This is a genomic window from Streptomyces sp. Ac-502 (assembly GCF_045222935.1).
GTDB lineage: Bacteria > Actinomycetota > Actinomycetes > Streptomycetales > Streptomycetaceae > Streptomyces > Streptomyces monomycini.
On sequence record NZ_JBHFFO010000001.1, the window covers coordinates 2,188,790 to 2,213,268 of the forward strand.

At 71.9% G+C, this 24,479-nt stretch carries 12 protein-coding genes, 1 pseudogene and 1 CRISPR repeat array; of the genes and pseudogenes, 3 read left to right on the forward strand and 10 right to left on the reverse strand.

From position 1 onward, the window contains the following. Positions 1–246: 246 nt before the first annotated feature. The 9 genes and pseudogenes from ACEXOX_RS09805 to ACEXOX_RS09845 form a co-directional block, all read right to left on the reverse strand. Positions 247–845: pseudogene (locus ACEXOX_RS09805) on the reverse strand (AMP-binding protein); the annotation flags it as partial. Then, a complete protein-coding gene (locus ACEXOX_RS09810; protein WP_406519982.1) occupies positions 749–3,007 on the reverse strand; it encodes a condensation domain-containing protein in 2,259 nt (752 codons plus the stop codon). The gene ACEXOX_RS09810 and the pseudogene ACEXOX_RS09805, both read right to left, overlap by 97 nt. A 17-nt stretch (positions 3,008–3,024) precedes the next feature. Then, complete coding sequence (locus tag ACEXOX_RS09815; protein ID WP_406519983.1) at positions 3,025–4,734, reverse strand: ABC transporter ATP-binding protein; 1,710 nt, start codon at positions 4,732–4,734, stop codon at positions 3,025–3,027. Then, positions 4,731–6,605 carry an ABC transporter ATP-binding protein gene (locus ACEXOX_RS09820; RefSeq protein ID WP_406519984.1) on the reverse strand — a complete coding sequence of 625 codons (1,875 nt, stop codon included), beginning with the start codon at positions 6,603–6,605 and terminating at the stop codon, positions 4,731–4,733. Before ACEXOX_RS09820 ends, ACEXOX_RS09815 begins: the two co-directional genes overlap by 4 nt. Before the next feature lie 194 nt (positions 6,606–6,799). Beyond that, positions 6,800–7,240, reverse strand: coding sequence for a hypothetical protein (locus ACEXOX_RS09825; RefSeq protein ID WP_406519986.1), 441 nt, complete (start codon positions 7,238–7,240; stop codon positions 6,800–6,802). Next, positions 7,240–7,719: a B12-binding domain-containing radical SAM protein gene (locus tag ACEXOX_RS09830; protein ID WP_406526284.1), complete on the reverse strand. Its 480-nt coding sequence runs from the start codon at positions 7,717–7,719 to the stop codon at positions 7,240–7,242. The genes ACEXOX_RS09825 and ACEXOX_RS09830 overlap by 1 nt, the downstream gene beginning before the upstream one ends. 837 nt (positions 7,720–8,556) lie before the next feature. Further along, complete coding sequence (locus tag ACEXOX_RS09835; RefSeq protein ID WP_406519988.1) at positions 8,557–8,949, reverse strand: cupin domain-containing protein; 393 nt, start codon at positions 8,947–8,949, stop codon at positions 8,557–8,559. Between the two features lie 107 nt (positions 8,950–9,056). Beyond that, the gene (locus ACEXOX_RS09840) at positions 9,057–9,956 is read right to left on the reverse strand and encodes a hypothetical protein (protein WP_406519989.1); all 900 of its coding nucleotides are present in this window, start codon (positions 9,954–9,956) and stop codon (positions 9,057–9,059) included. Between the two features lie 217 nt (positions 9,957–10,173). After that, positions 10,174–15,807 (reverse strand): amino acid adenylation domain-containing protein, encoded by a 5,634-nt coding sequence (locus ACEXOX_RS09845; RefSeq protein ID WP_406519990.1) that lies wholly within the window; start codon positions 15,805–15,807, stop codon positions 10,174–10,176. A gap of 185 nt (positions 15,808–15,992) precedes the next feature. Here ACEXOX_RS09845 and ACEXOX_RS09850 point away from each other — a divergent pair, with 185 nt between their 5' ends. Beyond that, positions 15,993–16,799 (forward strand): hypothetical protein, encoded by an 807-nt coding sequence (locus tag ACEXOX_RS09850; RefSeq protein WP_406519991.1) that lies wholly within the window; start codon positions 15,993–15,995, stop codon positions 16,797–16,799. A gap of 510 nt (positions 16,800–17,309) precedes the next feature. Next, a CRISPR array of direct repeats spans positions 17,310–18,133; the repeat unit is 29 nt; unit sequence GTGGTCCCCGCGCGTGCGGGGGTGGTCCC. 409 nt (positions 18,134–18,542) lie between these two features. On the opposite strand, the gene ACEXOX_RS09855 is transcribed toward ACEXOX_RS09850, so the two are convergent. Then, on the reverse strand, positions 18,543–19,928 hold the full coding sequence (locus tag ACEXOX_RS09855; protein WP_406519992.1) for a glycosyltransferase: 1,386 nt from the start codon (positions 19,926–19,928) through the stop codon (positions 18,543–18,545). An 828-nt stretch (positions 19,929–20,756) separates the two neighbouring features. Here ACEXOX_RS09855 and wecB point away from each other — a divergent pair. After that, positions 20,757–21,953, forward strand: a complete 1,197-nt coding sequence (wecB, locus tag ACEXOX_RS09860; RefSeq protein WP_406519993.1) for a non-hydrolyzing UDP-N-acetylglucosamine 2-epimerase — start codon at positions 20,757–20,759, stop codon at positions 21,951–21,953. A 210-nt stretch (positions 21,954–22,163) separates the two neighbouring features. Continuing rightward, the gene (locus ACEXOX_RS09865) at positions 22,164–24,470 is read left to right on the forward strand and encodes a hypothetical protein (protein WP_406519994.1); all 2,307 of its coding nucleotides are present in this window, start codon (positions 22,164–22,166) and stop codon (positions 24,468–24,470) included. Positions 24,471–24,479 lie beyond the last annotated feature (9 nt).

Here is a 24,479-nt window from a genome sequence, read left to right on the forward strand (position 1 = left end):
GCTCTGCAACGCCGCCTCGACCTCGCCCAGTTCCACCCGGAAGCCGTTGATCTTCACCTGCTGGTCGGCGCGCCCGAGGAACTCCAGCGTGCCGTCGGGCCAGTAGCGGCCGAGGTCCCCGGTGCGGTACCAGCGCTCGCCCACCACCGTGGGGAAACGTTCCGCCGTCAGCGCGGGGTCACCTCGGTAGCCGAGCGCGACCCCCGTACCGCCGATCCACAGCTCGCCTGGCACCCAGTCGGGGCAGTCCCGCCCCTGCGGGTCGACGGCCCGGAACTTCTGGTTGCCCAGCGGGGTCCCGTACGGGATGGACCGCCAGTGCGGCGGTACGGCGCCGACCTCGTGGACGTTGGACCAGATCGACGCCTCGGTGGCACCGCCCAGCGCGACGAACCGGCACCGTCCGGCCCCCGCCCGGGCCAGCCGCCCCGGCAGGTCCAGACCGATCCAGTCACCCGAGAGCAGCGCGAGGCGCACGGAATCCGGAAGCGGCTCGGGCTCGGCCGCGGTCAGCAGCATGTCGAGGAGGGCGGGCACCGAGTTCCACACCGTCACGGCGTGCCGGCGGCACAGGTCGAGCCAGCGGTGGGCGTCGCGCCGGTCCTCTCGGCCACCAGCACGAGCGCGCCGCCCACGCCGAGCAGCCCGAAGATGTCCCACACGGACAGGTCGAAGTCCAGCGCGGAGACGGCGAGTACGCGGTCCGCCGGGCCGATGCCGAAGCGTTCGCCGATGTCCTCGACGGTGTTCACCGCGGCCCGGTGGCTGATCTCGACCCCCTTCGGGATGCCGGTGGATCCCGAGGTGAAGATCGTGTACGCCGGGTCGTCCGGGCCCACGGGCACCGGCGCGGCCAGGGGCGGAACCGTAACGCCTCGGCCAACGGCAGCACTTCGGCCGGGGATGCGGCCGGGGCGGGTGTCCCGGTGCCGTCCAGGACGAGCCGGGCCCCGCTGACCGCGAGGATCCGCGCGCGCCGCTCGGCGGGCTGGTCGACGCCGACGGGTACGTAACTCCCGCCTGCCGCCAGCACGCCCAGGACGGCGGCGATCTGGTCCGGGCCCTTGGGCGCCGTGACGAGTACGGGGGCGCCGTCGCGGATGCCCCGGTCGGCGAGGGCGCCCGCGATGCGCAGCGCGCGCTCCGCCAGTTCGTCGTGGGTGAGGACTCCTTCCGCGCCCCACAGCAGTGCCGGAGCGTCCGCCCGTGTCCCGGCGTGGGTGAAGAACTCCTCATGCAGCGCCCGGCCGCTCTCCGGGCGGTGCGTGGCGTTCACCTCGTGCCGCCGCCGCAGTTGCCCCGCAGGCAGCGGAAGGTCCGGTACCGCGGTCCAGTCGGCCATGACGAGATGGTCCAGCAGGGCGGCGCAGGCGGCGGTCAGGCCGTCCAGCAGACCGTCCGGGAACAGTTCCTCCACCGCGTCCCAGGCGAGCAGCAGGCCGCCGTCGCGGGTGCGGTAGATCTGGTGTTCCAGCCAGACCTGCGGTGTCTGGGACACCATCCAGGACAGCTCGCCGAAGCGGTCGGCGAAGGCGTCGGGGACGAGCGGGGCGTCGATGTTGCAGGCGAAGACCACCGGTGCGGTGCGCGGGTGGTCCGCGTCGGCGCGCGCCATGTCGCGCAGGACGTCGACGCCGGTGTAGGCGGCGTGGCCCACGTCGTCGTGCAGGCGCTGCTGTACGGCCCGGGCGCGCCCGGCGAAGCCCGTGCCCCGGCCGAGGTCGATCTCCAGCAGGACGAGGCTGGTGAAGTCGGCGACGATCCGGTCCAGGTCGGGGTGGGCGTCGTGCTCGCGGTCGAACAGCGGCACGTTGAGCAGGAAGTGCCGCTCACCGCTGAACCGGGCGAGCACCTCGGCGAAGGCGGTGGCGAGCAGCACGGAGGGCGTGACGCCGTGCTCGCCGGCCCGCGCGCGCAGCCGCTCCCAGGTGTGCGGGGCCAGTGTGTGCGTACGGCGCACGAAGCGCGGCCGGACGACGTCCTCGGGGTCGGTGGCCAGCGGCAGCCGAGGGCCGCCGGGAAGGCCGACCAGGCGGTCGCTCCAGTACTCCTTGGCGCGCTCCCGCTCGTCCGCGCGTGCCGTGCCCCGTGCGGCGAGGTGGCTCGGGAAGTCGTAGGCCAGCTCCCCGAGTGCGTCGGGGTCGTCGTACAGCTCCGCGAGGTCGGCGAGGAGCAGCCGGATGCTGTGCACGTCGGCGACGAGCAGGTCGACGCCGAGGTGGATGCGGTCGACGCGGCGGGAGTCCGCGGCGGCCGGCAGACGGCTCAGCTGGACGTCGAAGACCTCGCCCTCGCCCACCCGTAATCTGCGGTGGGACAGGCGCTCTCGCAGCCCGGCCACCGCCGTGTCGGCGTCGGCCCGCGTCCCGGCCGTGTGGTCGTGGACGGTCAGGCCCGGCCAGGGCGAGGCGTCCAGGACGCGCTGGGTGCCGTCGTCGTCGCAGCGGGCCCGCAGCATCGGATGGCGACGGGTCAAGGCCCGTACGGCTTGTTCGAGGCGGCCGGGGTGCACCTCCGCCGCGTCGATCTCCAGGTAGGCGTGGCAGCCGACGCCGCCCAGCGGCCGGTCGTCACCCCGGCCGATCCAGTACGCCTGCTGGACCGGGGTGAGCGGGAACGGTTCCCGCCCCGGGGCGGCGGACGGCGGCACGGCGGTGGACGGCCGCACAGCGGTGGACGGCGCCTCGGCAGGCGGGCGCGCCGGTCCGGACCGTGCGCCGGCCGCCCCCGTACGGCTGCTCAGCAACCGGTACCAGGAGCCGACCCGCGGATCCCTGGCCAGCTCCGTGAAGCCGGCCCGCCCGCCCGCGCGGTTGACCCGGTTGGTGAACTGCATCAGCTGGAGCGACTGCAACCCCAGGGCGAACAGGTCGCCGTCGTCGTCCACCTCGGCCGGTTCGGCGCCGAGCAGCGCGGCGACCTCGGCGCGGAGTGCTTCCAGGGTCCATGCGGGAGCGGCCGTACCGGTACAGCCGGACGGGTCCGTCGACGTGCCCTTGCGTGCCATCCCTACCTCGGTTCCTCTCAGGCCGGCTGGTGTGCGGCGATCTTCCAGAACGCGGCGTACTTCCCGTCGCGTTCGAGGAGTTCCTGGTGGGTGCCGGACTCGACGATGCGGCCGTCCTCCAGGAAGGCGATGGTGTCGGCGTCCCGGACGGTGTGCAGCCGGTGCGCGACCATGACGACGGTGCGGCCGCTCATCAGCCGGTCCAGGCCCTCCTGGACGGCCTGTTCACTCTCCGGGTCCAGGGCGGAGGTGGCCTCGTCGAGCAGCAGTACGGGGGCGTCCTTGAGCAGGGCGCGGGCGATCGACACCCGCTGGCGCTCACCACCGGAGAGGGCCGCGCCGCCCTCGCCGACCTCGGTGTCCCAGCCCTGCGGCAGCCGGGCGACCACCTCGTCCAGGCGGGCCGCGGCGGCCGCCCGGCGCACTTCGTCCTTGGTGGCGCCGGGGCGGCCGAGCCGTACGTTCTCCTCGATGGTGCCCTCGAACAGGTAGACGTCCTGGAAGACGATGGACAGCCGGGACATCAGCTCGTCGCCGTCGATGTCGCGCACGTCCACCCCGCCGAGCCGCACCGCGCCGGCGTCCACGTCGTGGAACCGCGCGGCGAGCTGGAGCAGCGTGGTCTTGCCGGCCCCGGAGGAGCCGACGAGCGCCAGCCGCCGGCCGTCCTCCGCCTTCAGGCTCAGTCCGTCCAGTACGGTGCGGCCGCCGCGGCGGAAGGTGGCACCGTCCAGTTCGAGGCTGTTGCCGACGGGTGTTTTCGGCCGCTCGGGCAGGGGCAGCGGCTTCTCCCGCAGCACCGCGTCGATGCGTTCCAGCTCGCCGCGCGAGGCCCGCATGACGCCGCCCAGGTCCGCCAGCGACAGCAGCGGGTCGACGCAGCGCGCGCTCAGCACGAGCAGGGCGAGTACGGACGCCGCGTCGGCGGAGCCGTCCAGGACGAGGTAAGCGCCCAGCGCGAGGACCAGCGTGAACACGGCCTGCACCGTGAGACTCAGGCCAAGGACACCGGGCAGCCCTTTCACGGCGGCGCGCCGCTCGCTGCGCCACTGCGCGTGCAGCGCCTCGTCCAACTGCTGGAACCGCTCGCCGGTACGGCCGCCGGCCCGCAGCACCGGCTGGGCGCGGACGTACTCCACCACCCGGGCGGAGGCGTCGTCACTGCGCCGCGCGCGCTCGGCGTCCTCGCGTGCGGTGGCCCGCCCGGTGGCGTACTGCACCGCGGCGATCAGGGGTGCGGCGAGCAGCGCCGCCAGCGCCAGCCGCCAGTCGAAGAAGAACATGACCGCGACGATCGTCAGGGGGACGAAGGTGGCGTCGACGAGCGGGCCGAGCCGGTGCGCGGGCACCGACATCACTTCCATCACGCTGCGGCTGGTCAGCCCGGAGACGTCCCCGATGCGCGAGGACGTGAACCAGCCCAGGGGCAGCCCGGCGAGCTGGTCGCCGAGGCGGTGGTGCAGTCCGCGGGACAGCTCACCGCCCGTACGGAACCCCGTCAGGACGCTGCGGTAGCCGAGGACGGCGCACAGCAGGAACGCGGCGGCGAAGGCGCCGAGCCACGGCCAGGCGTCGGTGGGCCGGGGGCCGAGCAGGGCACGCAGCAGCGGAACGAGCAGCGCGTAGGACAGGCCCTCCACGACGGCCCGCGTCGACATCAGGACGAGCGTGCGGCGTACGGGGCGGCCGTGTGTCTCGCCCATGACCCGCAGGAGCAGTCGGATCATCGGTCGGTCCCTTCCCGCGAGCCGTTCCCGTGGCGGTGCTGGGCCCACCACATCTGGGCGAGCTTCCCGCCCGTGCCCATGAGTTCCTGGTACGTTCCGCTCTCCACGATGCGGCCGCCCTCCATGACGACGATGCGGTCGGCGCGGGTGACGGTCTCCAGCCGGTGCGCGATGACGAGCTGGGTGCGTCCCGCGCGCAGCACGTCCAGGGCGCGCCTGAGTTCCGCCTGGGTCTTGGCGTCGGCGAAGGACATGGCCTCGTCGAGGACGAGCACCGGGGCGTCGATGAGCAGCGCGCGGGCGATGCCGAGCCGCTGTGCCTCGCCGCCGGACAGGCCGATGTCCTCGCCGAGCACGGAGTCGTAGCCGTACGGAAGGGCTGTGACGCGCTCGTGCAGGCCTGCCGCGCAGGCGGCGGCGACGACCGCGGAGCGATCGGCGTCCGGCACCGCCAGCGCGATGTTCTCGGCGACCGTGGCGCGCAGCACCCGGACGTCCTGGAAGATGAACGCAACCCGCTGGTAGAGCTGTTCGTCGCCGATGTCGCGGACGTCGACCCCGCCGAGCAGGACCGCACCGCGCGTCGGGTCGAAGAACCGGGGCAGCATCTGGGCGAGGGTGGACTTGCCCGCGCCGGAAGGGCCGACGAGGGCGGTGGTGGTGCCGGGCTCCAGGACGAGGTCGATGTCGTGCAGCACCGGGTGTCCGTCGTCGTAGGCGAAGCCGACACCGCGGTACTCCACGCGGTCCCCCTGCGGGAGGGCGGGCCGGTCCGGGGCCGGCAGCGGCCGGGCGCTGAGCATCTCGTGGATGCGGTCGGCGGACCGCTCGGCGGCGTGGATGTTGTCCATGCCGTGGCCCAGCGCCGCGACCGGGGTCGTCAGCGCCACGGACAGCAGCAGGAAAGGCAGCAGTTCGGCGGGCGGCATGGCGCCCTGGGTGATCAGCAGCGTGCCGCCCGCCAGGATGAGCAGCAGCACGAACGGCGGTGCCAGGACGAGGGCGGACAGCGACGCCAGGCCCGCGCTTCCGGCGACGTAGCCGAGGAAGAAGTCGGCGAAGTCGTCGGCGGCGCGCCGGTAGCGCTGGTGGACCCGGCCCGCGCCGCCGAAGGTCTTCACGACGGAGATGCCCTGGACGAACTCCACGGACGACACCCCGATACGCCCCATGGCCTGGCCCACGGCCATGCCCTGGCGGCGCCGTTCCTCGGTCGCCAGCAGGCGGTGCACCGCCACGCCGAACAGGACCGGGACGAGTGCGACGAGCGTCAGCCGCCAGTCCACCCAGGCCAGGTAGGCCAGCGAGGCGACGGGGACGACGACGGCGGAGGTGAACTCGCCGGGCGTATGGGCGATCAGGTGGTGCAGCGTGTCGACGTCGCCCTGCACCACGCCGTTCACCTCGCCCGAGCTGCGGCGTGCGAACCAGCCCAGGGGCACCCGCCCGAGGCGCTGAGCCAGTGACTTGCGCAGCGACAGGTGCAGGTCCCCGTCGACGAGGTGGCCGCACCCGCCGGCGGCCGCGGTGAACAGGACCCGTACCAGCAGGCCCGCGGCACCGAGGACGACGGCGGTCCACACGGCGGCGCGGTCGGCCGGCCCGGGGGCGAGCAGTTCCCGGCCGATCTCGGCCAGGGCGAGCAGCGGGGCGAGACCCGCCAGGGCGCCCACCGTCTGTAGTACCAGGACGGCGAGGAGCCGCCCCCGGTACGGGCGTAACAACCGGACGAGCATCCGGCGTCCCTGCGGGGCCTGTTCCCCCGGGCCGCCGCGCGCCGCGCCGGGCGGCTCACCCGCCGCGGTGGGGTCGTCGGCCGCGCGGCCGCCGGTTCCGTCGGTGAGCGTGCTCACCTGTTCTGTCGTGGCCATAGAAAAGTCCCGCCCTCCAAGGCCGGGTCGGCGGCTCGCGCGGCGTACGGCCGCGTCGACAACCGCTCATGACTGGGCTCCACCCAGAAACTATACGCGTATAAGAACTAGGGTGGCAACCCGCCCCGCGCCCACCGGCGGCGCCGGGGTCCCGGCGCACGGCCGCAGCCGGAATCCCGGCCCGGAACCGCCCGTCACAGCGGATCGAGGCACAGCTCCCGGCCCTCGGGAGCCGGTTCGATCCCGACCGAACGCAACTGGCCCAGCTGGGTCCGCATGGCGTGCGCCCCCTCGTCCGGGTCGGTGAAGTCACGCGGCGTCATGGCCAGCAGCTCCAGGCTCTTCTCGACCGCGAGATTGGTCTTGCGGTCGTGCTGCGGCAGCAGCCAGTGCTGGTAGTTGTGCTGCCAGAACTTCAGCACCGCGCGGTCGTTGGTCCGCCGCACCTTGTCCAGGGTCTCGGTGAGCAACTGGCCCGCCCGGTCGCTGTCCATGCCGATGTGCGACCACGGCGAGCCCGGGTCGTTGGGGTCCTCGGCCTCGATCCGGAACTTCTCCCGGTCCTGCCACATCGGCATGTTCTCGTCCGTGATGGTGAAACGCGCCATGGAGAAGTGGCCGATGTACTCCTCCATCAGGAAGTCCTGGGTGTCCTGGAACGTCTCGGGGCTCTCCCCGGATAGCCGACGATGAACAGGCCGTAGGTGTTGATCTCGCTGCGGCTGAGCAGTTCGTGGGCCGTGAGGTTCTGCTTCACCGACACCCGCTTGCTCATGTTCTTCAGCGTCTGGTCGTTCATCGACTCGAAGCCCACATGGATCTGGAAACAGTGCGCCGCTTCCAGACCCGCCACCACCGCTTCGGAGTTCAGCGTGTTGGCCCGGCTGAACCCCTCCCAGACCGGTATGCCGGAACCCGGCAGGATCTCCAGCAGCTTACGGAAACGGACCGGCGGAATGGTGAACGTGGAGTCCATCGCGTACATCATCTCGGTGCCGTTGTCCGCGGCGTACCCGGCCCAGTCGTCCCGGATCTTCTCCGCCGACTTGTACCGCCATTTCGGCGAAGCCGCTGGGAAGGAACAGAACTTGCAGTCGAAGGGACAGCCCCGCATCGACTCGTACGGCACCACCGCGGCCCGCCCGGAGACGCTGGGCGAGGGGAACCCGTCGAGGTCCACGTACTCCACCGGGTTGATCCGGACGGTCCCCGTCGCGCCAGACGACGTTGGGGACCGACTCCAGGCTCTTGCCCGCGGCGAGCATGTCCAGCGTCATGGGCAGCGAGACCTCCCCGTCACCGCGCACGACCGCGATGATCTCCGGGTGGTCGCGCAGGGCCATCATGAATTTGAGGTTGGTGAACTGCCCGCCGGCCACGATGCCGGCGCCGGGCAGGTTCTCCCGGATCCAGGCGACCGCCTGCCGGAGGATCGGTTCGTTCCAGATGTACGTCGTCGACAGCAGCACCACGTCGAAGTCCCCGGCCGGTACCTGCGCCGCACCGGTCCACACGTCCGCCAGGTCCACCCGGGCGAAGTCGTAGTCACCGGTCTCCAGGATCGAATGCAGCGTCACCGTGGTCAGGTGCGGCCCCGCCGCCGCACGCGGGCGCAGCAGGGCGTAAGGGCGGCCCGACGACGCGAAACTCAGCCGGTCGAGCCGCAGTTCCTCGTGTCCGGCGCGGCGCAGCATCTCCCGGCCGAGCTCGCTCGGGTTGTCCCCGAAGAGCGTCCCGGCCATGTACGGGGAGTTGAAATGCGTCGGGCCGAGTTCTCCGGGGCCGAGCCCGCTCAAAAGGAGGAAACGCATGGAGATCCCATTCCTGTGAGGACACCGGAAGCGAAGACGAGGGCCGGCCGTACCGGAATCCCCCGCCGGGAAAAGAGCGTGGCAGGCTCCTCTGCACGAAATCTGGCCGCCGTCTGCCGCGGCGGGCCGCCGTGTCCGGCTCAGTGCCCGGGACGCTGTTCGATCAGCGTTCCCTCGGCCCGTAGCACCACCAGCATCTCGGTGGGCGCCTCCAGCTCAACCCGGTGCCAGGCGTCCGACGGCACGACGAACGCCTCGCCCGCGCCGACACGGACCCGCAGTTCACCGTCGGTGTCCTCGGGGCCGCCCGTGCGGTAGTAGATCCGCATCGCGCCCGACAGGACGCACATCACCTCGTCGCCGTCCGGATGCCGCATCCAGTTGGCCGCGGACTTCAGGTCCGCCGTCGTCTCGGCGCGCATGGTCACGGCCGTCCAGCCGTCCAGGTCGGGCCGCATGGTGAACTCCTCGGCGTCGACCGTGCCGTTGTGGCGCAGCCGGAACATGGAGGAATAGAGGTCTACGGCGGACATGGCGAATCCTCTCGGGGCAGTGCGCGGCGACCGGGCCGCCCGGGCTCACCGGATGATGGCAGGGCCGACTGGACGGAATCTGGACCCGCCGCCGGGCGCCCGCCGCGTCACAGGGCGCCCTCTTCCTCCGCCTCGTACGCGAGATCCGCGACGGATGCCGGGTCCGCGTCCCGCTCCGCCACCACGAGACCGCCGACGACCGCGCGCAGCCTGTCCACCGCACGCCGGGGCGCAAGCACCTCGGCCGCCCGGTGCACCCCGGCGGGCACCCGCCCGTCACACACCTCGGACACCGCGAACGCACCGACCTCACCGGTCAGTCCGGCCCCGTCCGCACCACGGATCAGTACGGTCCGGCGCACCTCGGTCCCCTCGTACCCGATGCCGTCCAGGCTGCCCCACAGGGCGTGGTACGGCGTCCGCCCGGCCGCGTCCAGGGCGGACGCCCGCACCAGCTCGGCCGCGCGGGAGTCGAGGTCCGGGCTGTCGCCCATCCGCGCCCGGTTCAGGGCGTCGTACAGAAATCCGCCGTCGAAGGCGTTGTACCAACGCGCCTCCGCCAGCCCCAGCGCCTCGGCCCGCTCCACCACTTCGGCGGTGAGGAAGGGAACCGCCGTCACCGGCCGGGGCAGGCCCGGCACCCGGAGACCGTCTTCGGTACGCAGCGCCCCGGGCACCGTACGGCCTCGCCAGAGCCCCGTCGGCACGCCGAATCCGCGGTCCAGGCTCAGCAGGTAGTCGACGGCGCCCGTGTGGGTGAGGGCGCCCAGCCCCGCGTAGCCGCCGGTGAACCGCAGCGGACGGGCCATCGGCCCGGCGAGCAGTCCAGGCAGCAGCCCGGACAGACCGGGCACCAGGCCCGCCGACAGTACGGCGGTACGGGGCCCGCCCGACGCGGAGGCCGTGCCGTCGTCCATCACGTCCACGTAATCGGCGCCCGCAGCGAACGCCGCCCGCCGGACCCGGTCCAGCAGCAGATAGGCAGGACCGGCACAGTTGAGCACCACGCGGCACCCCTCGGCGAACGCCGCAAGCCCGTGCCCGTCCCGGGCATCCACCACCTGCGCCCCCGCCGACGGGCCCAGCTCGGCAGCCAGCCGCCGAGCGGGATCCAGGGCGCGGCCCCCAGACGCAGCCGGTAGCGGCCCTCGGAGGCCAGCCGGCGGGCCGCGGCCGAACCCACCGCGCCGTACGCCCCGAGGATGCCGATCAGCGGCGCGGCCATCAGCCCCGCCCCCGCGCACCCCGAGCCGCCTCCGGCTCTCCTGCGAGCAGGGCCGCCACCGCCTGGGCATGCGGCGGACGCACACACGTGAAGTGGTCCCCCGGCACGTCCACGGTCCGCAGATCGCCGGTGCACACCTTCTGCCAGTACTCCCCCATGTCCCGGTGCATGCCGGGGAAGACCTCGGCCTCACCGACCTGCCGGACCAGCTTGGCGCGTCCCTTGTACGGGGTCGCCTCGTGCAGGGCCACCGTCACCAGGCTGTGCCGGACCGTGCGGTAGAGGCGGGTGAGCCGTTCCAGCGAGCTGAATTCCGCCTCGTCCTGGGACATGTGGGCGCCGATGGCCCGCAGCCGTTCCTCCTGCGGCCGTTCGGCCAGTGTCCGCAGGGCACGCTGGGCCGCCGCAGCGTCCGGCCCCAGCCCTTCGGCGGAGTGTCCGGTGAGGCTGCCGTGCGGCACCCGGCCGCCGTGCTCGGCGGTGACCGCCTCGACGAGGGCGCGGGTCGTCGTCTCGTCCTCCGGGTAGCCGAGCCGTACGGTGTCGGCGCGCATCATGCGGGCGAACACGTACTCGGCCAGCAGATCGTCCTCCACCAGATAAGGCACCCGATAACTGCTGATGACCGTCACATCGGTCACCTCGGTACCCGCCCCGGCGAGCCGGTCGGCCAGCTCGGTGACCAGCAGACCACCCATGCAGTAGCCGACAAGGTGGACCCTGGCGTACCCCTCGTCGAGCAGCACCCGCGCGTACCGGTCTGCCAGATCACCGACCAGCGTGCCGGGCTCGGCGGCGAGATAGGAGTCGAGATCGTCCACGACGAGCCCCGCCAACGGCAGCCGCCCGGCCAGTTCCTGTACGAGCGCGCGGTACGGCGCCACCGTCCCGGTGCCGTCGTGGACCAGGACGAGCACCGGCGCGCCGGCCGCGTCCGCGGGCCGCGGGGCGAGTTCCACCAGGGGCGAGGCTTCCGCTCCCCCAGGTGTCCGGGCGGCCCGCAGCCGGTCGGCGAGCGCCGCCACACTGGGCCGGTTCAGCACCATGCGCAGCAGATCGTCCCAGGTCACCGCGGCCGCCTGCGGCAGCTCCCGGCGCATCCGGCCGACGAGCTGGGCCACCAGCAGCGAGTCACCGCCGAGGGCGAACAAGTCGGCGTCCCGTCCGACGGAAGGCACGTGCAGCACCTCGGCCCACAGCGCGGCCAGGGCACGCTCCAGCTCGTCGCGCGGGGCCGCTCCGCCGTCGGCGGCGGCGCCGGGCGCGGCCGGTCCGGCCAGGGCGGTCAGCCGGTTCCGGTCCACCTTGCCGTTGCCCGTCAGCGGGATCGCGTCGATCACCTGGAGGTCCGCCGGGATCATGTAGGCGGGCAGGCGCTCGGCGAGCCGGGCGTGCAGCTCGGCCGGGGTGACGGCGGCGCGGTCGGCCTTGAAGCGGGCCGCGAGGACCTGCTGGCCGATCTCGGCGAGCGCGCTGCCCGGCGCCGGCAGGCACAGCACGTCGGTGGCGCCGGCCGCGTCCAGCAGGCCCAGCCACTGCCGACGGGTGAAGAACGTGGCGCCGGTACGGGCGCGTTCGTCGGTGAAGCCGGTCAGCCCGTCGTTGAACTCCATGGACGTCATGCCGCGGCAGGTGTCGCGGGTCGCGTCGATGAACACCAGCCAGCCGCCCGGCGCCACCAGCTCGCGCAGCCGGTCGAACATCTCCCCCGCGTGGACGGCGTTGTGCAGCACGTTCGCGGCGACCACGATGTCCGCGCGGTTCGACCGGAGCCCCTGGGGGTACGGGTCCGCGTTGAGGTCGTACAGCCCGTAGCGCACCCACGGATACGCGGCGAAAGCTTCCTGCGCCGCGTTGAGGAAGAAGTGCGACACGTCCGTGAAGTGGTAGTCGACGGGCAGGTCCGCCAGGGCCGGGATCAGCTCGGCGCTGGTCCCGCCGATCCCGGCACCGATCTCCAGTACCCGCACGGGCCCCGGGCCGCCGTGCCCGGCCACGATCGTGCGGACCGCGGCGACGGTGGCCGCGTTGTTGTACCGGCTGATCAGATTGTCCCGGTAAGCGGCCGCCGCCGTCTCCAAACCACCCTCGGGGAAGAGCAGATCGCGCAGCGGGAGGTCGCCGCTGAGCAGTTCCCCCAGCCGCCGTTCGCAGTCACGGTGGAAGCGGACGAGGGCGGCGCCCCAGCCGGTCAGCGGCTCCAGGGCGTCGATGCGCTCGTGTACGGCGCGCACGTGCGCTTCGTCGGCCGGCGTCAGCCCGTACCAGCGGTCCGCCGACGGATCGTGCGTCAGGCGCCCTTCAGCGGCCAGTGCGGCAAGCCAACGCCGTACGAGGTAATGATGACCTCGCGAAGCACCGGAAGCGGCAACGACCTCGTCCGTGGAATGCCCGTCGCCCGACGCGGTGAACAGCCCACGGGAACGCAGCAGCCGGGCCATGGACAGCAGCGCGGACTCGTCCAGGGCGGCACACATCGCCCGTACGTCGGCGTCCCGGACGCCCTTCGCGGCGCGCGCGGCCTGTTCGGTCACCGCGACCGGCCAGCCGGCAGGCAGCGGGCCCGGCTCCGTACGGGCGGTCTCCGCGAAGGCCACCAGCCGACGGCTGCCGCCCTCGCCATGGACGACGGCCGCGGCCAGATGAACGGCAGGGTGCCCCTGGAGCGCCGCCTCCACCTCGGCCAGTTCGACGCGGTGCCCGTTCAGCTTCACCTGCCCGTCCACCCGGCCCAGGAACTCGATCTCGCCGTCGGCCAGGCGGCGGCCCATGTCGCCGGTGCGGTACAGCCGTTCACCGTCGTGCGGATGCTTGACGAAGCGCTCGGCGGTGCGTTGCTCGTCGCCGAAGTAACCCAGCGCCAGCCCGGCGCCCCCGATGTACAGCTCGCCGGTGACATGTTCCGGACAGTCCCGCATCAGCGGGTCCAGCACCCGGAAAGTCTGGTTGGCCAGCGGCCGCCCGTACGGAATGCTGCCCAAGCTGGGATCAACCGCACCAATAGGATGATGGATGGACCAGATCGCAGCCTCGGTGGCCCCTCCCAGACTGACCACGCTCAGCCCCGGCACCCGGTCCCGTACGGCATCCGGCAGCGTCACCGGGATCCAGTCACCGGACAGCATCGCGAGCCGCAGCCGGCCCGTACCAGCGGCGGGCTCGGCACGCAGGTACTCGTGGAACATCACCAGTTGCGCGGGCACGGAGTTCCACACGCTGACACCGTGTTCGCGCACCAGCTCCGCCCAGTGCACGGGGTCACCGCGGCGCGCGGCGTCGGGCAGCACGAGGGCGCCGCCCACCGCCAGGGGGCCGAAGATGTCGTACACCGACAGGTCGAAGCCCAGTTGGGCCAGCCCCAGCACCCGGTCGTCCGGGCCCACGCCGAAGCGGGAGTTGATGTCGTCCACGGTGTTGCGGGCGGCGTCGTGGCTGATCATCACGCCCTTCGGGGTGCCGGTGGAGCCGGAGGTGTAGATGACGTAGGCGAGGTCGTCCGGGTCGGTCACGGCCCCGGCGGCCGCCGGTGCGTCGCCCGGGCCTCCCGCAACTTCCGCACCTACCGGGTCTTCCGAACCTTCCGCGCCCTCCTCGCCCTCCTCGCCCTCCTCGCCCTCCGCGCCCTCCGCGCCCTCCGGCTCCATCGTGTCCACCGCCAGAGCCGACATCCCCGCCGGCAGGCCAAGAGCAGGCGCCAGCCAGGACTGAGTGAGCACCCGCCGCACCCCGGCATCCTTCAGCACCGTGTCGCGGCGCAGCGGCGGCTGGGTGGTGTCGACGGGCAGGTAGGCGCCCCGGGCGAGGAGCACACCGAGGACGGCGACGACCTGCTCCCAGCCCTTGTCCATGACGACCGCCACCCGTTCCCCGCGGGCGCTGCCGGAGGCGGTCAGCGCCGCCGCGACGGCCCGGGCGCGGGCGGCCAGTTCCGCGTAGTCCAGGGTGCGGCCGGGCGTGACGACGGCCGGGCGGCCGGGGGTGCGCCGCGCCTGGGCCATGACCTCGGCGTGCAGCGGTTCGGCCGAACGGGGCGCCTCGGTGGCGTTGATGCGCGCCAGTCGCTCGCGCTGCTGGGCGGGCAACTCCACAGGAACGGCCCGCTGCCAGTCACCGTCCCCATCAGCCAACCCGGCAACCAGCGTGGCGAACGCGCCGAACATGTCCTCGACCACACCATCAGGGAACAGCCCCTCCCGGACGTCCCAGTGCACCAGGAGGCCGCCCGTGTCCTCCATGACCTGGCAGTCGATCCACACCTGGGGGGTCTGGGTGATCCCGTGCACCAGTTCCGCACCGCGCATCAGAGAAGCCGGTTCGGACGCATCGCCCCCGGCGGACGCCGTGTTACGGGACCCGCTGACCGTACTGGTGAAAGTGACCGGCATCAGTGCATCGGCCCGGCCCCGGCGCCGGGCGAGTTCGCGCAGCACCTCCACCCCGGAGCACAGCTTGTGGTCCATGTCGTCCCAGAGCCGCGCCTGGGAAACGCGCACCCGGTCCAGCAGCGTGTCGCCTTCGGTGAGGTCCACCGCGAGCAGACTGGTGGAGCTGAAGTCACCGATCACCCGATCGACCCCGGGGTGCAGGGGCAACCGATTCTGCAAAGTCAGACTCAGCGAGAAACACGGCTTACGACTCCACCGCCCCACAGCCTCCGCGAACGCCTGAAGCAGCACCACCGAGGCCGTCACACCCGCGTGGGCCGCACGCCGGTCCAAGGCCCGCCACTGCTCGGCCGTCAACCGGATACCGTGCCGCCGGAACCTGGGCGGAGCCGCCAGGGAATCGGTGCGCAGCGGCAGTTCAGGCGCCGGAGGCAGGGCATCGATACGCCTCCACCAATACTCACGGTCCCGCTGATAACGGGTGCCCTCACGCGCGGCCCGCGCCGCCAGCACATAATCCCGGAACGTCGGGACCTCTCCCCCACCCCCGTCGGAATCCGTGCTCGCGGATCCCGGACCGACCCACAGCTCACGCAACTCACCGAGCAACATCCGAATACTGCCGTAGTCACAAATGAGCAGATCAATCGCGATGTGCAGGAGCAGCCCACCGGCAGTACGGCTGGTACGCACTTCGAACAGCGGCCACTGGTCGGTCGCCCGCACCTGGTGGGACATCTCCGTACGGATCTCCTCGACGACCCGCCGCGCCTGCTCGCCGTCCACCTGCCGCGTATCCGTACGGCGTATCGCATAACGCGGCACCTCGGCCAGCACCCGCTGGTACCCGTCGGACGAGACCACCGCCCGCAGCATGTCGTGCCGCCGGACCAGGACGTTCCAAGCGTCCTCCAGCCGCTGCTCGTCCCCGTCCGGCAACGCCAGTTCCAGATACCCGTGACAGGCCACGCCCCCGTAATCGAACGCCTCACTGCGCCCGAGCAGGTACGCCGACTGGACATCCGTCAGCGGGAACGGCTCGTGCCGCGCCGCCGCGTCCACCACCAGCCCCGGCCCGAACTCCTGGGCCCGCAGGTGCGCCAGTACGGCGTCCTTCCGGTCCTTCAGCTCCCGCAGCCGCTCCTCGGTGAGGATTCCCTTCGGGGCCCGGTACCGCAGTCTGCCGTCCTCCTCGTAGAGCGTGACACCCAGTGCGGTGAGCCCGTCCACGTACTCGCCGGCATTCATACCGCTGCCCCTCCTGCGCCCTTCGTGCCGGGTCCCGGCACCGATGTACGGAGAACGCCCAGCGTGGCAGCCCCGGCTGGCGAGAATCTGGATGCCGATGCTGCGCGTGGATTGTCAGTGGCAGGTGGTTTCCTCGTCACCAGGCGCCAGGAGAACCGAGGCCTACCGACGTGAGGAGACCACCCATGACACCTGAGCCCGCTCCCTCCGGCCCTCGCCCTGCCCTCTGGCGGCCGTGGGCCGGGGCGACCGCCATCGGAACCGTCCTCGCCCTGACGGCGGTGGCCCTCAACACCACCTCACTACCCCTGTTCCGAGGACTGGCCACCCTCTCGGCTCTCCTGCTGCTCGGCTCGTACCGGATAGCGGCGCCGTGGTTCATCACCCGCTCGGAGACCTGGCACCGAGTCATCACCTTCCTGCCGATGACGGCCTACGTGACGGCCGTCGGCCTGGTCGTGGCAGCGGCGGCCAGCTTCCTGCCGGACCAACCCGTGGTGGCCGGGTCGGCCTTGCTGATGATCTGGATCTTCCACATAGGCGGCGGAGTACGGGAACCGACATCGTTCGCCTACGAGCGCCTGCGGGGACGTCTCACGTGGGCGGCGGCCCTCCAGGTGGCCGCGATGAGCTGCGGCACGGTGGGGGCCGTCTGCTTGATACGCACACTGCCCGTTCCGGGACGCTACGCGCCCGCGATCTTCGCGACCTGCCTCAGCGTGGTGATCGGACTCGTGGTCTCATCGAAGAAGGTTTTCGAACGCGTCCGAAAGCTGGCCACACAACTGGACGACCGCGCGCAGAAGCTGGAGCAGTGCCTGACCCGACTGTCACGAGGTGCGGTAGCAAACCGCAACCCCTTCGGGATGCCGCCGAAGACGCCTGGAACGACCTGCACCGAACCCTCCGCAACAAGGTGGAGACCGGCTTCCACCTGTACGGAACCTTCGTCCTCCCGCCCGCAAGACTCGCGACGATGGAGGCGTTGGTGACGGAGGCGATCAGCAACCCCGGTGGGCCGGCGCACCGTGAGGCGACCGCACGGTTGACCGTGATACGCGCGGCGTGCGCATCCAAGATCGACACAGTGGCGTGAGAAGGAGAAAGCAGCGGAACCGAACCGTCTCACGAGCCCCAGCCATGAAGTCGCACCGGAAGAACTGACGATGAACGCACACCCTCCGGAGGACACAAGGCTTCTGCCACCGGAAGTGTCTCCGCCCGTCAACTGGAGCCGTGGTGTGGCCGTTCCGCCGAATCCCCCACGACGCCGATCGAGGCTAGGGACTCCTGCTGCCTAGTGGAGCCAGCCGGGGTCAACGGGTTTGCGTCGCCGCTACTCTGGCAATTCGCCCTAGCCTGGGCCCTGATGCCTGACAGTCCCCATACGAGACCTGCGCGAGCGGAGCCAGTCGATGACTGAAGGTATGCCGGATATGCCGGATTCCACGAAAGTAAGTAAAAACCGCCGCCACCCCTGAAAAACACGCTGGTCACGGCCTGTGGTCCCCGCGCGTGCGGGGGTGGTCCCGCGACGGAGGCACGTTCCCCGCTGCCTCTGAGGTGGTCCCCGCGCGTGCGGGGGTGGTCCCCAGGCGACCTCACTGATCGCAGGCAGGCACGAGGTGGTCCCCGCGCGTGCGGGGGTGGTCCCGGCAGGCGGAGCGGGACCGCTGGGAGAACGACGTGGTCCCCGCGCGTGCGGGGGTGGTCCCCCCGGTACCCGCTCGGCGTCTCCCTGGCGAGGTGGTCCCCGCGCGTGCGGGGGTGGTCCCTGACGAAGAGACGCTTCAGTGGTACCGGATTCGTGGTCCCCGCGCGTGCGGGGGTGGTCCCGCCCGGAGGATAGCTAATTGATCTGCTGCTACGTGGTCCCCGCGCGTGCGGGGGTGGTCCCGGCACCACGTTGGTCATGAGCCACTCGACCTCGTGGTCCCCGCGCGTGCGGGGGTGGTCCCTGGACGTGCAGTTCACCGTCACCCCGAACGTGGTGGTCCCCGCGCGTGCGGGGGTGGTCCCGCCCTGCTTGCATGGGGCCGCCGGAGCGGGTTGTGGTCCCCGCGCGTGCGGGGGTGGTCCCTCCGCCTCCACCGCAGGCACCCCGGTGGGGCGGTGGTCCCTGCGCGTGCGGGGGTGGTCCCACATCGCGGGCGAAGTCCTCGAACGTCGCATGGGTGGTCCCGGCGCGTGCGGGGGTGGTCCCTCGCCGCCGACGCCGGGAGTGCCGCATGAGCAGTGGTCCCCGCGCGTGCGGGGGTGGTCCTTCCCGTTGGAGAAGGAAGTCGGCGAGTCCCTGGTGGTCCCCGCGCGTGCGGGGGTGGTCCCCGTCGCAGTCGTCTTGCCCGTGCCTCCCTTGTGTGGTCCCCGCGCGAGCGGGGTGGTCCCTGACCGGCGCGGGGAAGTCGTCGGCGCGGTAGGTGGTCCCCGCGCGTGCGGGGGTGGTCCCGTCGGGATGGGCGCCATCGCCCTCGTCATCGTGTGGTCCCCGCGCGTGCGGGGGTGGCCCGTGGTAGACGCCGCGGCGCACCTTGAAGACGATGTGGTCCGCGTGCGTGCGGGGGTGGTCCCGTCTCCGGCCACCGTCAAGCGCGTCAAGGCCCGTGGTCCCCGCGAGTGCGGGGGTGCTCCCCAGTGGCGGTGCAGCCAGGAAGTCATCGGGCCGTGGTCCCCTGCGGGGTTGATCCTGACTGATCAACGCCATCTCCGCACCCGGCCGTACCGCCATTCCCACCCCCTCACGCAGCCGAAGCCACGCCCCCAACCCCCGCCCCCTCCACCTCCCGGCTCGTCTTGGTCCAGCCTGTCTGGCCGCGCAGCATACGGAACAGGGCTCTCCAGGCGCAGAGGAAGGACATGTAGTTCATGACGACGAAGGAGTGGCCCAGGAGCAGGGCGCGGGGCAGGCCGACGGTTTTGTCGCGGCGTAGGTAGGTGCAGGAGGTGATCAGGGCGGGGGCGAAGGTTAGTAGGTACCAGGCCAGGAGGTTCAAGGGGAGGCGCAGACAGGTTCTGTTCACGGCGGCGGCTGGTCTGCCGCGTAGGACCAGGACGTCGGGGCTGCGGATGAACCAGTACAGGCAGTATTGGAAGAGCAGGGACCAGGGCAGGTCCAGGGCCCATGGCACCAGTAGGTAGGCGAACATTTCCAGGGCCGCCAAGTGCCCCATGCGCGGCGCGCGCCAGATTTCGGGCATGCGGCCGATCGCGGTCATGTGGCCCTGGTACCAGCGGGTGCGCTGGCGGACGAGGCGGCGCAGGTCGCTGACGCCCTGTTGGTCGACGGAGGCGTGGGCGGTGGTGCGCAGTTTCCAGCCGCGTACGGCGAGGCTGATGGCCAGGTCGAGGTCTTCGGTGAGGGACTGGGACCAGGGGCGTTCGCCGAGGGCGTCGAGGGCGGAGAGGCGGGTGAACTGGCCGTTGCCGCCGAGGCTGACGGTCTGGGTGAGGTTGCGGCCGAACTGCGTGACGGCGGCCATCGCCCAGAACTGGTAGTCCTGGAACCAGGTCAGGAAGTTGGCGCGGCGGTTGCGGATACGGACGCCGAGCTGGACCCCGCCGACCCGTGGGTCGTCGAAGAGCGGCAGGACGTGGGACAGCGCACGGTCCGAGAGGCGGCCGTCGGCGTCCATGACGCACACCACGGTCCGCGCGGGGTCCTGGCCGCGCGCCGCGACGCGCTCGCGCACCACGCGGATGGCGTGGTTGAGGGCCTCGCCCTTGCCTTGCCGGGCGTTGGGCGGCTCCCGTCGCAGTACGGTCACTTCGCCCTGGTGGCCGGCCGCGCGGGCCGCCGCGCCCGCCTGCTCAGCGACGGCCCCCGTGGCGTCGTCCGAGCCGTCGTCGACGACCACGACGGTCGTTCGCGGGCCGAGGAGGCCGCTGACCGTGGTGCCGATCACCGACTCCTCGTTGAGGCAGGGAACGAGGACGTAGAGGTGGTGGCGGTCACGCCGGCCGAGGTGCGGGCTGCCGTAGGAGGTGTCGCCCTGGACCCGTAACTTGGCTCGCTGGCGGCGCAGTTCGAGGAGGCCCGCGCCCATGGCCAGGGCGAGGTAGCCGGCGGACAGCCCGATGACGGTGCTGCCGATGGCGTCAACGGTCTTGAGCAGGACGTTTTTCACCTGGGTGCCTCCCTTTGTCGCGTCGGGCCCCGGCGGCTCTGGCGGGCGTGCGGGGAGTTGGCCGGGGGCGGTTCGGCGCGTCCGGGCGGCCGGGCCGGGGCAGGTGTGCGGGAACCGGCCGGCCGTCGCGCCCCAGTCTGCGCTGGATCTCCCGGCCCAGGACGAAACCCAGCGGTACCACGGCCGCGCCGATGGCGGCGGTGAGGGCTCCGCGCCCACCGGACGTGCCGGCGCGTGCCGCCGCCACGCCACCCGCCAACGGCCAGGTGGTTCCCAGGTACATGGAAGGACGGCACCTCCGGGCGGCAGGACGGGGTGTGCGCGGGCCGGCGGGTACGCGAACCGGACAGCGGGGCGAGCGGCGGATCGGGCACCGGGACGAACAACAGGGCGAGTGGCTGGGCGGGTAGTGACCACTGTGAATCACCGGGCAGGCGATGGCCAGACCCTGCCGTGGCGCTCGGGCGCTGCCCGGTGACGGGTGGAGGCGGTTTTGCGTCGATGGGCCGGGCACGGGAAAACACGGGCGGCCGTGGGTACCTGGGCTTTTCCGTCAGCTCAGCAGGCATTTTGGTACGATCCGGCCAATCCCATGACTCGGGAACCATTGCCCACGTTATGCCCCCACGCTTAGCGTCAGCGGACGCGAAGGGTTGCCGGACAACACCTGTATTCCTCGCCATCGCCTGCCACAGGTGTAACACGTCACACGTTCAACGTCCATGAGTTGCCGCGCCCTTACGCGCACTTGTCGTCAACCGACGCGATGAACGGTGTCTCTATGTGCCCGATCTCTTCTCCCCGTCCCCACACGAAATCGACTCGGCATTGAGCGGCCGACAGCGCGTCGTCATTGTCGTGGGCACCCGCCCGGAAGCCATCAAACTCGGTCCGGTCGTCCGGGAATTGCAGCGGACGCGCTGGGCCGAGCCGGCCGTTCTCGCCACCGGCCAGCACGGCGCGGTGGTACGGGACACCCTGGCCTGTTTCGGGCTGCGCCCCGAGGCCGAACTCGACCCACCGCTCGTCACGGGCCGCACGGCCGGAGCCGGGCCGGTCGCCGAGCTGACGGCCGGTCTGCTCAGCGGGCTCGGCAGCCGGCTGCGCGCACCCGCCGTGCACGCGGTGCTCGTCCAGGGAGACACCTCGTCCGCGCTGGCCGGGGCGATGGCCGCCTTCTTCGCCAAGATCCCTGTCGTGCACGTGGAGGCGGGGCTGCGCTCCGGGGACGCGCGCAGCCCGTTCCCGGAGGAGGCCCACCGCCGGATGATCGCCGAGCTGAGCGATCTCCACCTGGCGCCCACGCGGGCCGCCCGCCGCAACCTGCTCGCCCAGGGGGTGGCGGCCGAGCGGATCGTGGTCACGGGGAACACCGTGATCGACGCCGTCGTCGCCGCGAGCCGGAGACCGCTCCCCCGCGCCGTACCCGGGCTCCGCGGAATCGATCAGGATTCCGCTCCGCTCGTCGTCGTGACCGCGCACCGCCGGGAGAACTGGGGCGAGCCGATCCGGCGGGTCGGCCGGGCGGTGGCCACATTGAGCCGTCAATATCCCGACGTGACGTTCGTCGTCGCCGCGCACATGAATCCCTCGGTCCGGAACGCGATCGAGGAATCCCTGCGGGGCCGGCCCAATGTTCTTCTGCCGGGCCCGATTCCGTACGACGCCTTCGCCCGTCTCCTGTCCCGGTCCGTTCTGGCCATCACCGACTCCGGCGGAATTCAGGAGGAGGCGGCGGCCTTCGGCCTGCCGATTCTGGTGACCCGGGACAACACCGAGCGGAGCGAAGGGATCGATTCCGGTCTGGCCCGGCTCGTCGGTACGGACGAGACGGAGATCGTGGCGGCGGCGGAAAAGGAATTCGCCCGCGAAGGCGTGCTGGACGTCAAGAAGCCGGACCCGCCTTTTCCCCGGCCCAACCCGTACGGCGACGGGCGGGCCGCCCGACGGTGCGCCGCCGCCTGCGGCTGGCTCCTGGGCCGGGCCCCCAGGCCGTCCGACATCCCGGCCGAGGAGACGCGATGATCCCTGCCGCCACCGCGCCGGTCCGCACGGCCGGTGTCCGCGCCCTGCCGGACACGACACCCGGCCGAACGACGCCCGGACCGGCGACGTCCGCCCCAGCCATACCCGGCCCGGCGACCCCCCGCCCCGCGACGGCCGGACCGCCACCGGCCCCCGGCCCCCGTACCGCTGTTCCCGCACGTCCTCCGATCCACGACAGGAGCAACAATCATGACCACCGCATCCAGCACAGGCGCCGGTCCGCAGCCCGCGGGCCTGCTCGACGGATCGATAGCCACCGTCGCGGGCAACGGCGTGGCCGGATTCATCTCCGACGGCGGGCACGGCGCGCTGACCCGGGTCCACTACCCCCAAGGGGTGACCGTCGACAAGAACGGCAACCTGTACATCGCGGACCGGTACAACCACCGGATCCGCAAGGTCACGCCGAACGGGAACATCACCACGGTCGCCGGGGACGGCACCGCCGGATACATCTCCGACGGCGGGCCCGCCCTCGCCACCCGGCTCCACTACCCCGCGGACGTGGCCGTGGACGACGCGGGCAACCTCTACATCGCGGACACCAACAACCACCGCATCCGCAAGGTCACGCCGAACGGCATCATCACCACCGTCGCGGGCAACGGCGAGGCCGGATACGTCTCCGACGGCGGACCGGCCATCGCCACCCGTCTCCACTACCCGCACGCCCTGACCGTCGACCGCTCGGGCAACCTCTTCATCGCGGACCACCACAACCACCGCGTGCGCAAGGTGACCCCGAACGGCATCATCACCACCGTCGCGGGCAACGGCGAGGCCGGATACGTCTCCGACGGCGGGCCCGCGATCTCGACCCGGCTCTACCACCCCATGGGGCTGGTGGTGGACGGCGAAGGCAGCCTGTACATCGCCGACCGGTACAACCACCGCGTGCGCAAGGTGACCCCGAGCGGCATCATCACCACCGTCGCGGGCAACGGCACCGCCGGATACATCTCCGACGGCGGGCCCGCCCTCGGCACCCGGCTCCACTACCCGTGGGGCCTGGCGCTGGACGAGGCCGGGAGCCTCTACATCGGCGACGGGCACAACCACCGCATCCGCAAGGTCACCTCGGACGGCATCATCACCACCGTCGCGGGCAACGGACAGGCCGGGTACGTGGACGACGGCGGGCCCGCCGCCGGCACCCGGCTGTTCTACCCCTACGGCATCGCCCTGGACCGGGGCGGCAACCTGTTCATCGCGGACTGCAACAACCACCGCGTGCGCGGAGTGACGGCCGTGGCGCAGATGACGCCGCCGCCCCCGCCGGCCGCCGACCTGTACGGCGAGGTCGTCAGCCCCTACCGCGTACAGCGCGACCAGGAATTCGACCTCGGCGCGCGGATCCGCAACCGCGGCCCCAACCCTGCCGACGGGCAGTACGTGACCGTGGTGCTGAACCTGGCCGACGGTCTCATCGGCGGCCCCGGCACCAGCGGCCGGCGGCTCACCCGCACCTTCACCGGTCAGCAGTTGCTGCCCCAGCAGGGCACGCTGGACGGCGTGTTCCGGATCAGCGCGCCGGCGAGCACCCCGCCCGGCACGTACCTCTCCACGCTGGAGGTCCAGTACGGCGGTGACCTCAACCTCAAGGACAACGCGTACACCCTGCCCGTCACGATCGTGGTGCCCGACCCCGTGGCGGACGAGACAGCACTGACGATCTTCCAGGACACCGTCCCGCAGGTCGCGCCGGGCCAGCGCACCGCCTTCGACCTGCGGTACACCTCGCCCGCCGGGCAGCCGGTCAACCCCGGCACGATCGTCCAGCGCTTCACCGCGCCGACCGGGTTCATCTTCACCGGCCAGCCCACCTACGCGTACTACGAGACCATCCACGGCGTCATCTCGGGGAACCTGAGCCACCGCATCCTGGACGAGGGGCGGACGCTGCTCATCACCGCCAACCCCCATGTCAACACCACCACCAGCGACACCGGCTCGGTGATCTACACCATCCCGGTGCAGGCCCGCGCCGACGCCGTGCCCGGACGGCACGACAACGGCTCGGCGAGCATCGGCCGGCACACCCCGGTCCAGCTCTCCGGCGTGATCTCGGGAACCGCACAGGACGAGACGGCGCTGCGGCTGGTGCAGGAGTCCGTGCCCGCGGCCGCGCCGGGCCAGCACACCACGTTCAACCTGGAACTGCGGTCGCTGGGCAACCAGCCGGTCAACCCCGGCACCGTCGAGCAGCGCTTCACCGCCCCCACCGGCTTCGCGTTCACCGGCAACGCCTCCTACGGCTACTACTTCGTGACGCCGTACGTGACCGGAAACCTCGACGCCCGGCTGGAGGACGGCGGCAAGACCCTCGTCATCAGCTCCAACCCGCATCTGAACACCGGGACCACCGACAAGACGGCGCTGATCTACACCCTCGGCATCCGCGCCCTGCCCAACGCGACACCGGGCACCCAGCACGACGACGGCCAGGCCGTCATCGGCCGCCTCGCGCCCGTACCGCTGTCCGCCCGCGTTCTCTGACCACGGGAG

Excerpts from the sequence above, each read along its gene's own strand:
- ACEXOX_RS09810 (WP_406519982.1), bottom strand. The coding sequence starts at position 3,007 with ATGGCACGCAAGGGCACGTCGACGGACCCGTCCGGCTGTACCGGTACG.
- ACEXOX_RS09815 (WP_406519983.1), bottom strand. The coding sequence starts at position 4,734 with ATGATCCGACTGCTCCTGCGGGTCATGGGCGAGACACACGGCCGCCCC.
- ACEXOX_RS09820 (WP_406519984.1), bottom strand. The coding sequence starts at position 6,605 with ATGGCCACGACAGAACAGGTGAGCACGCTCACCGACGGAACCGGCGGC.
- ACEXOX_RS09825 (WP_406519986.1), bottom strand. The coding sequence starts at position 7,240 with ATGGAGGAGTACATCGGCCACTTCTCCATGGCGCGTTTCACCATCACG.
- ACEXOX_RS09830 (WP_406526284.1), bottom strand. The coding sequence starts at position 7,719 with ATGCGGGGCTGTCCCTTCGACTGCAAGTTCTGTTCCTTCCCAGCGGCT.
- ACEXOX_RS09835 (WP_406519988.1), bottom strand. The coding sequence starts at position 8,949 with ATGTCCGCCGTAGACCTCTATTCCTCCATGTTCCGGCTGCGCCACAAC.
- ACEXOX_RS09845 (WP_406519990.1), bottom strand. The coding sequence starts at position 15,807 with ATGAATGCCGGCGAGTACGTGGACGGGCTCACCGCACTGGGTGTCACG.
- ACEXOX_RS09850 (WP_406519991.1), top strand. The coding sequence starts at position 15,993 with ATGACACCTGAGCCCGCTCCCTCCGGCCCTCGCCCTGCCCTCTGGCGG.
- ACEXOX_RS09865 (WP_406519994.1), top strand. The coding sequence starts at position 22,164 with ATGACCACCGCATCCAGCACAGGCGCCGGTCCGCAGCCCGCGGGCCTG.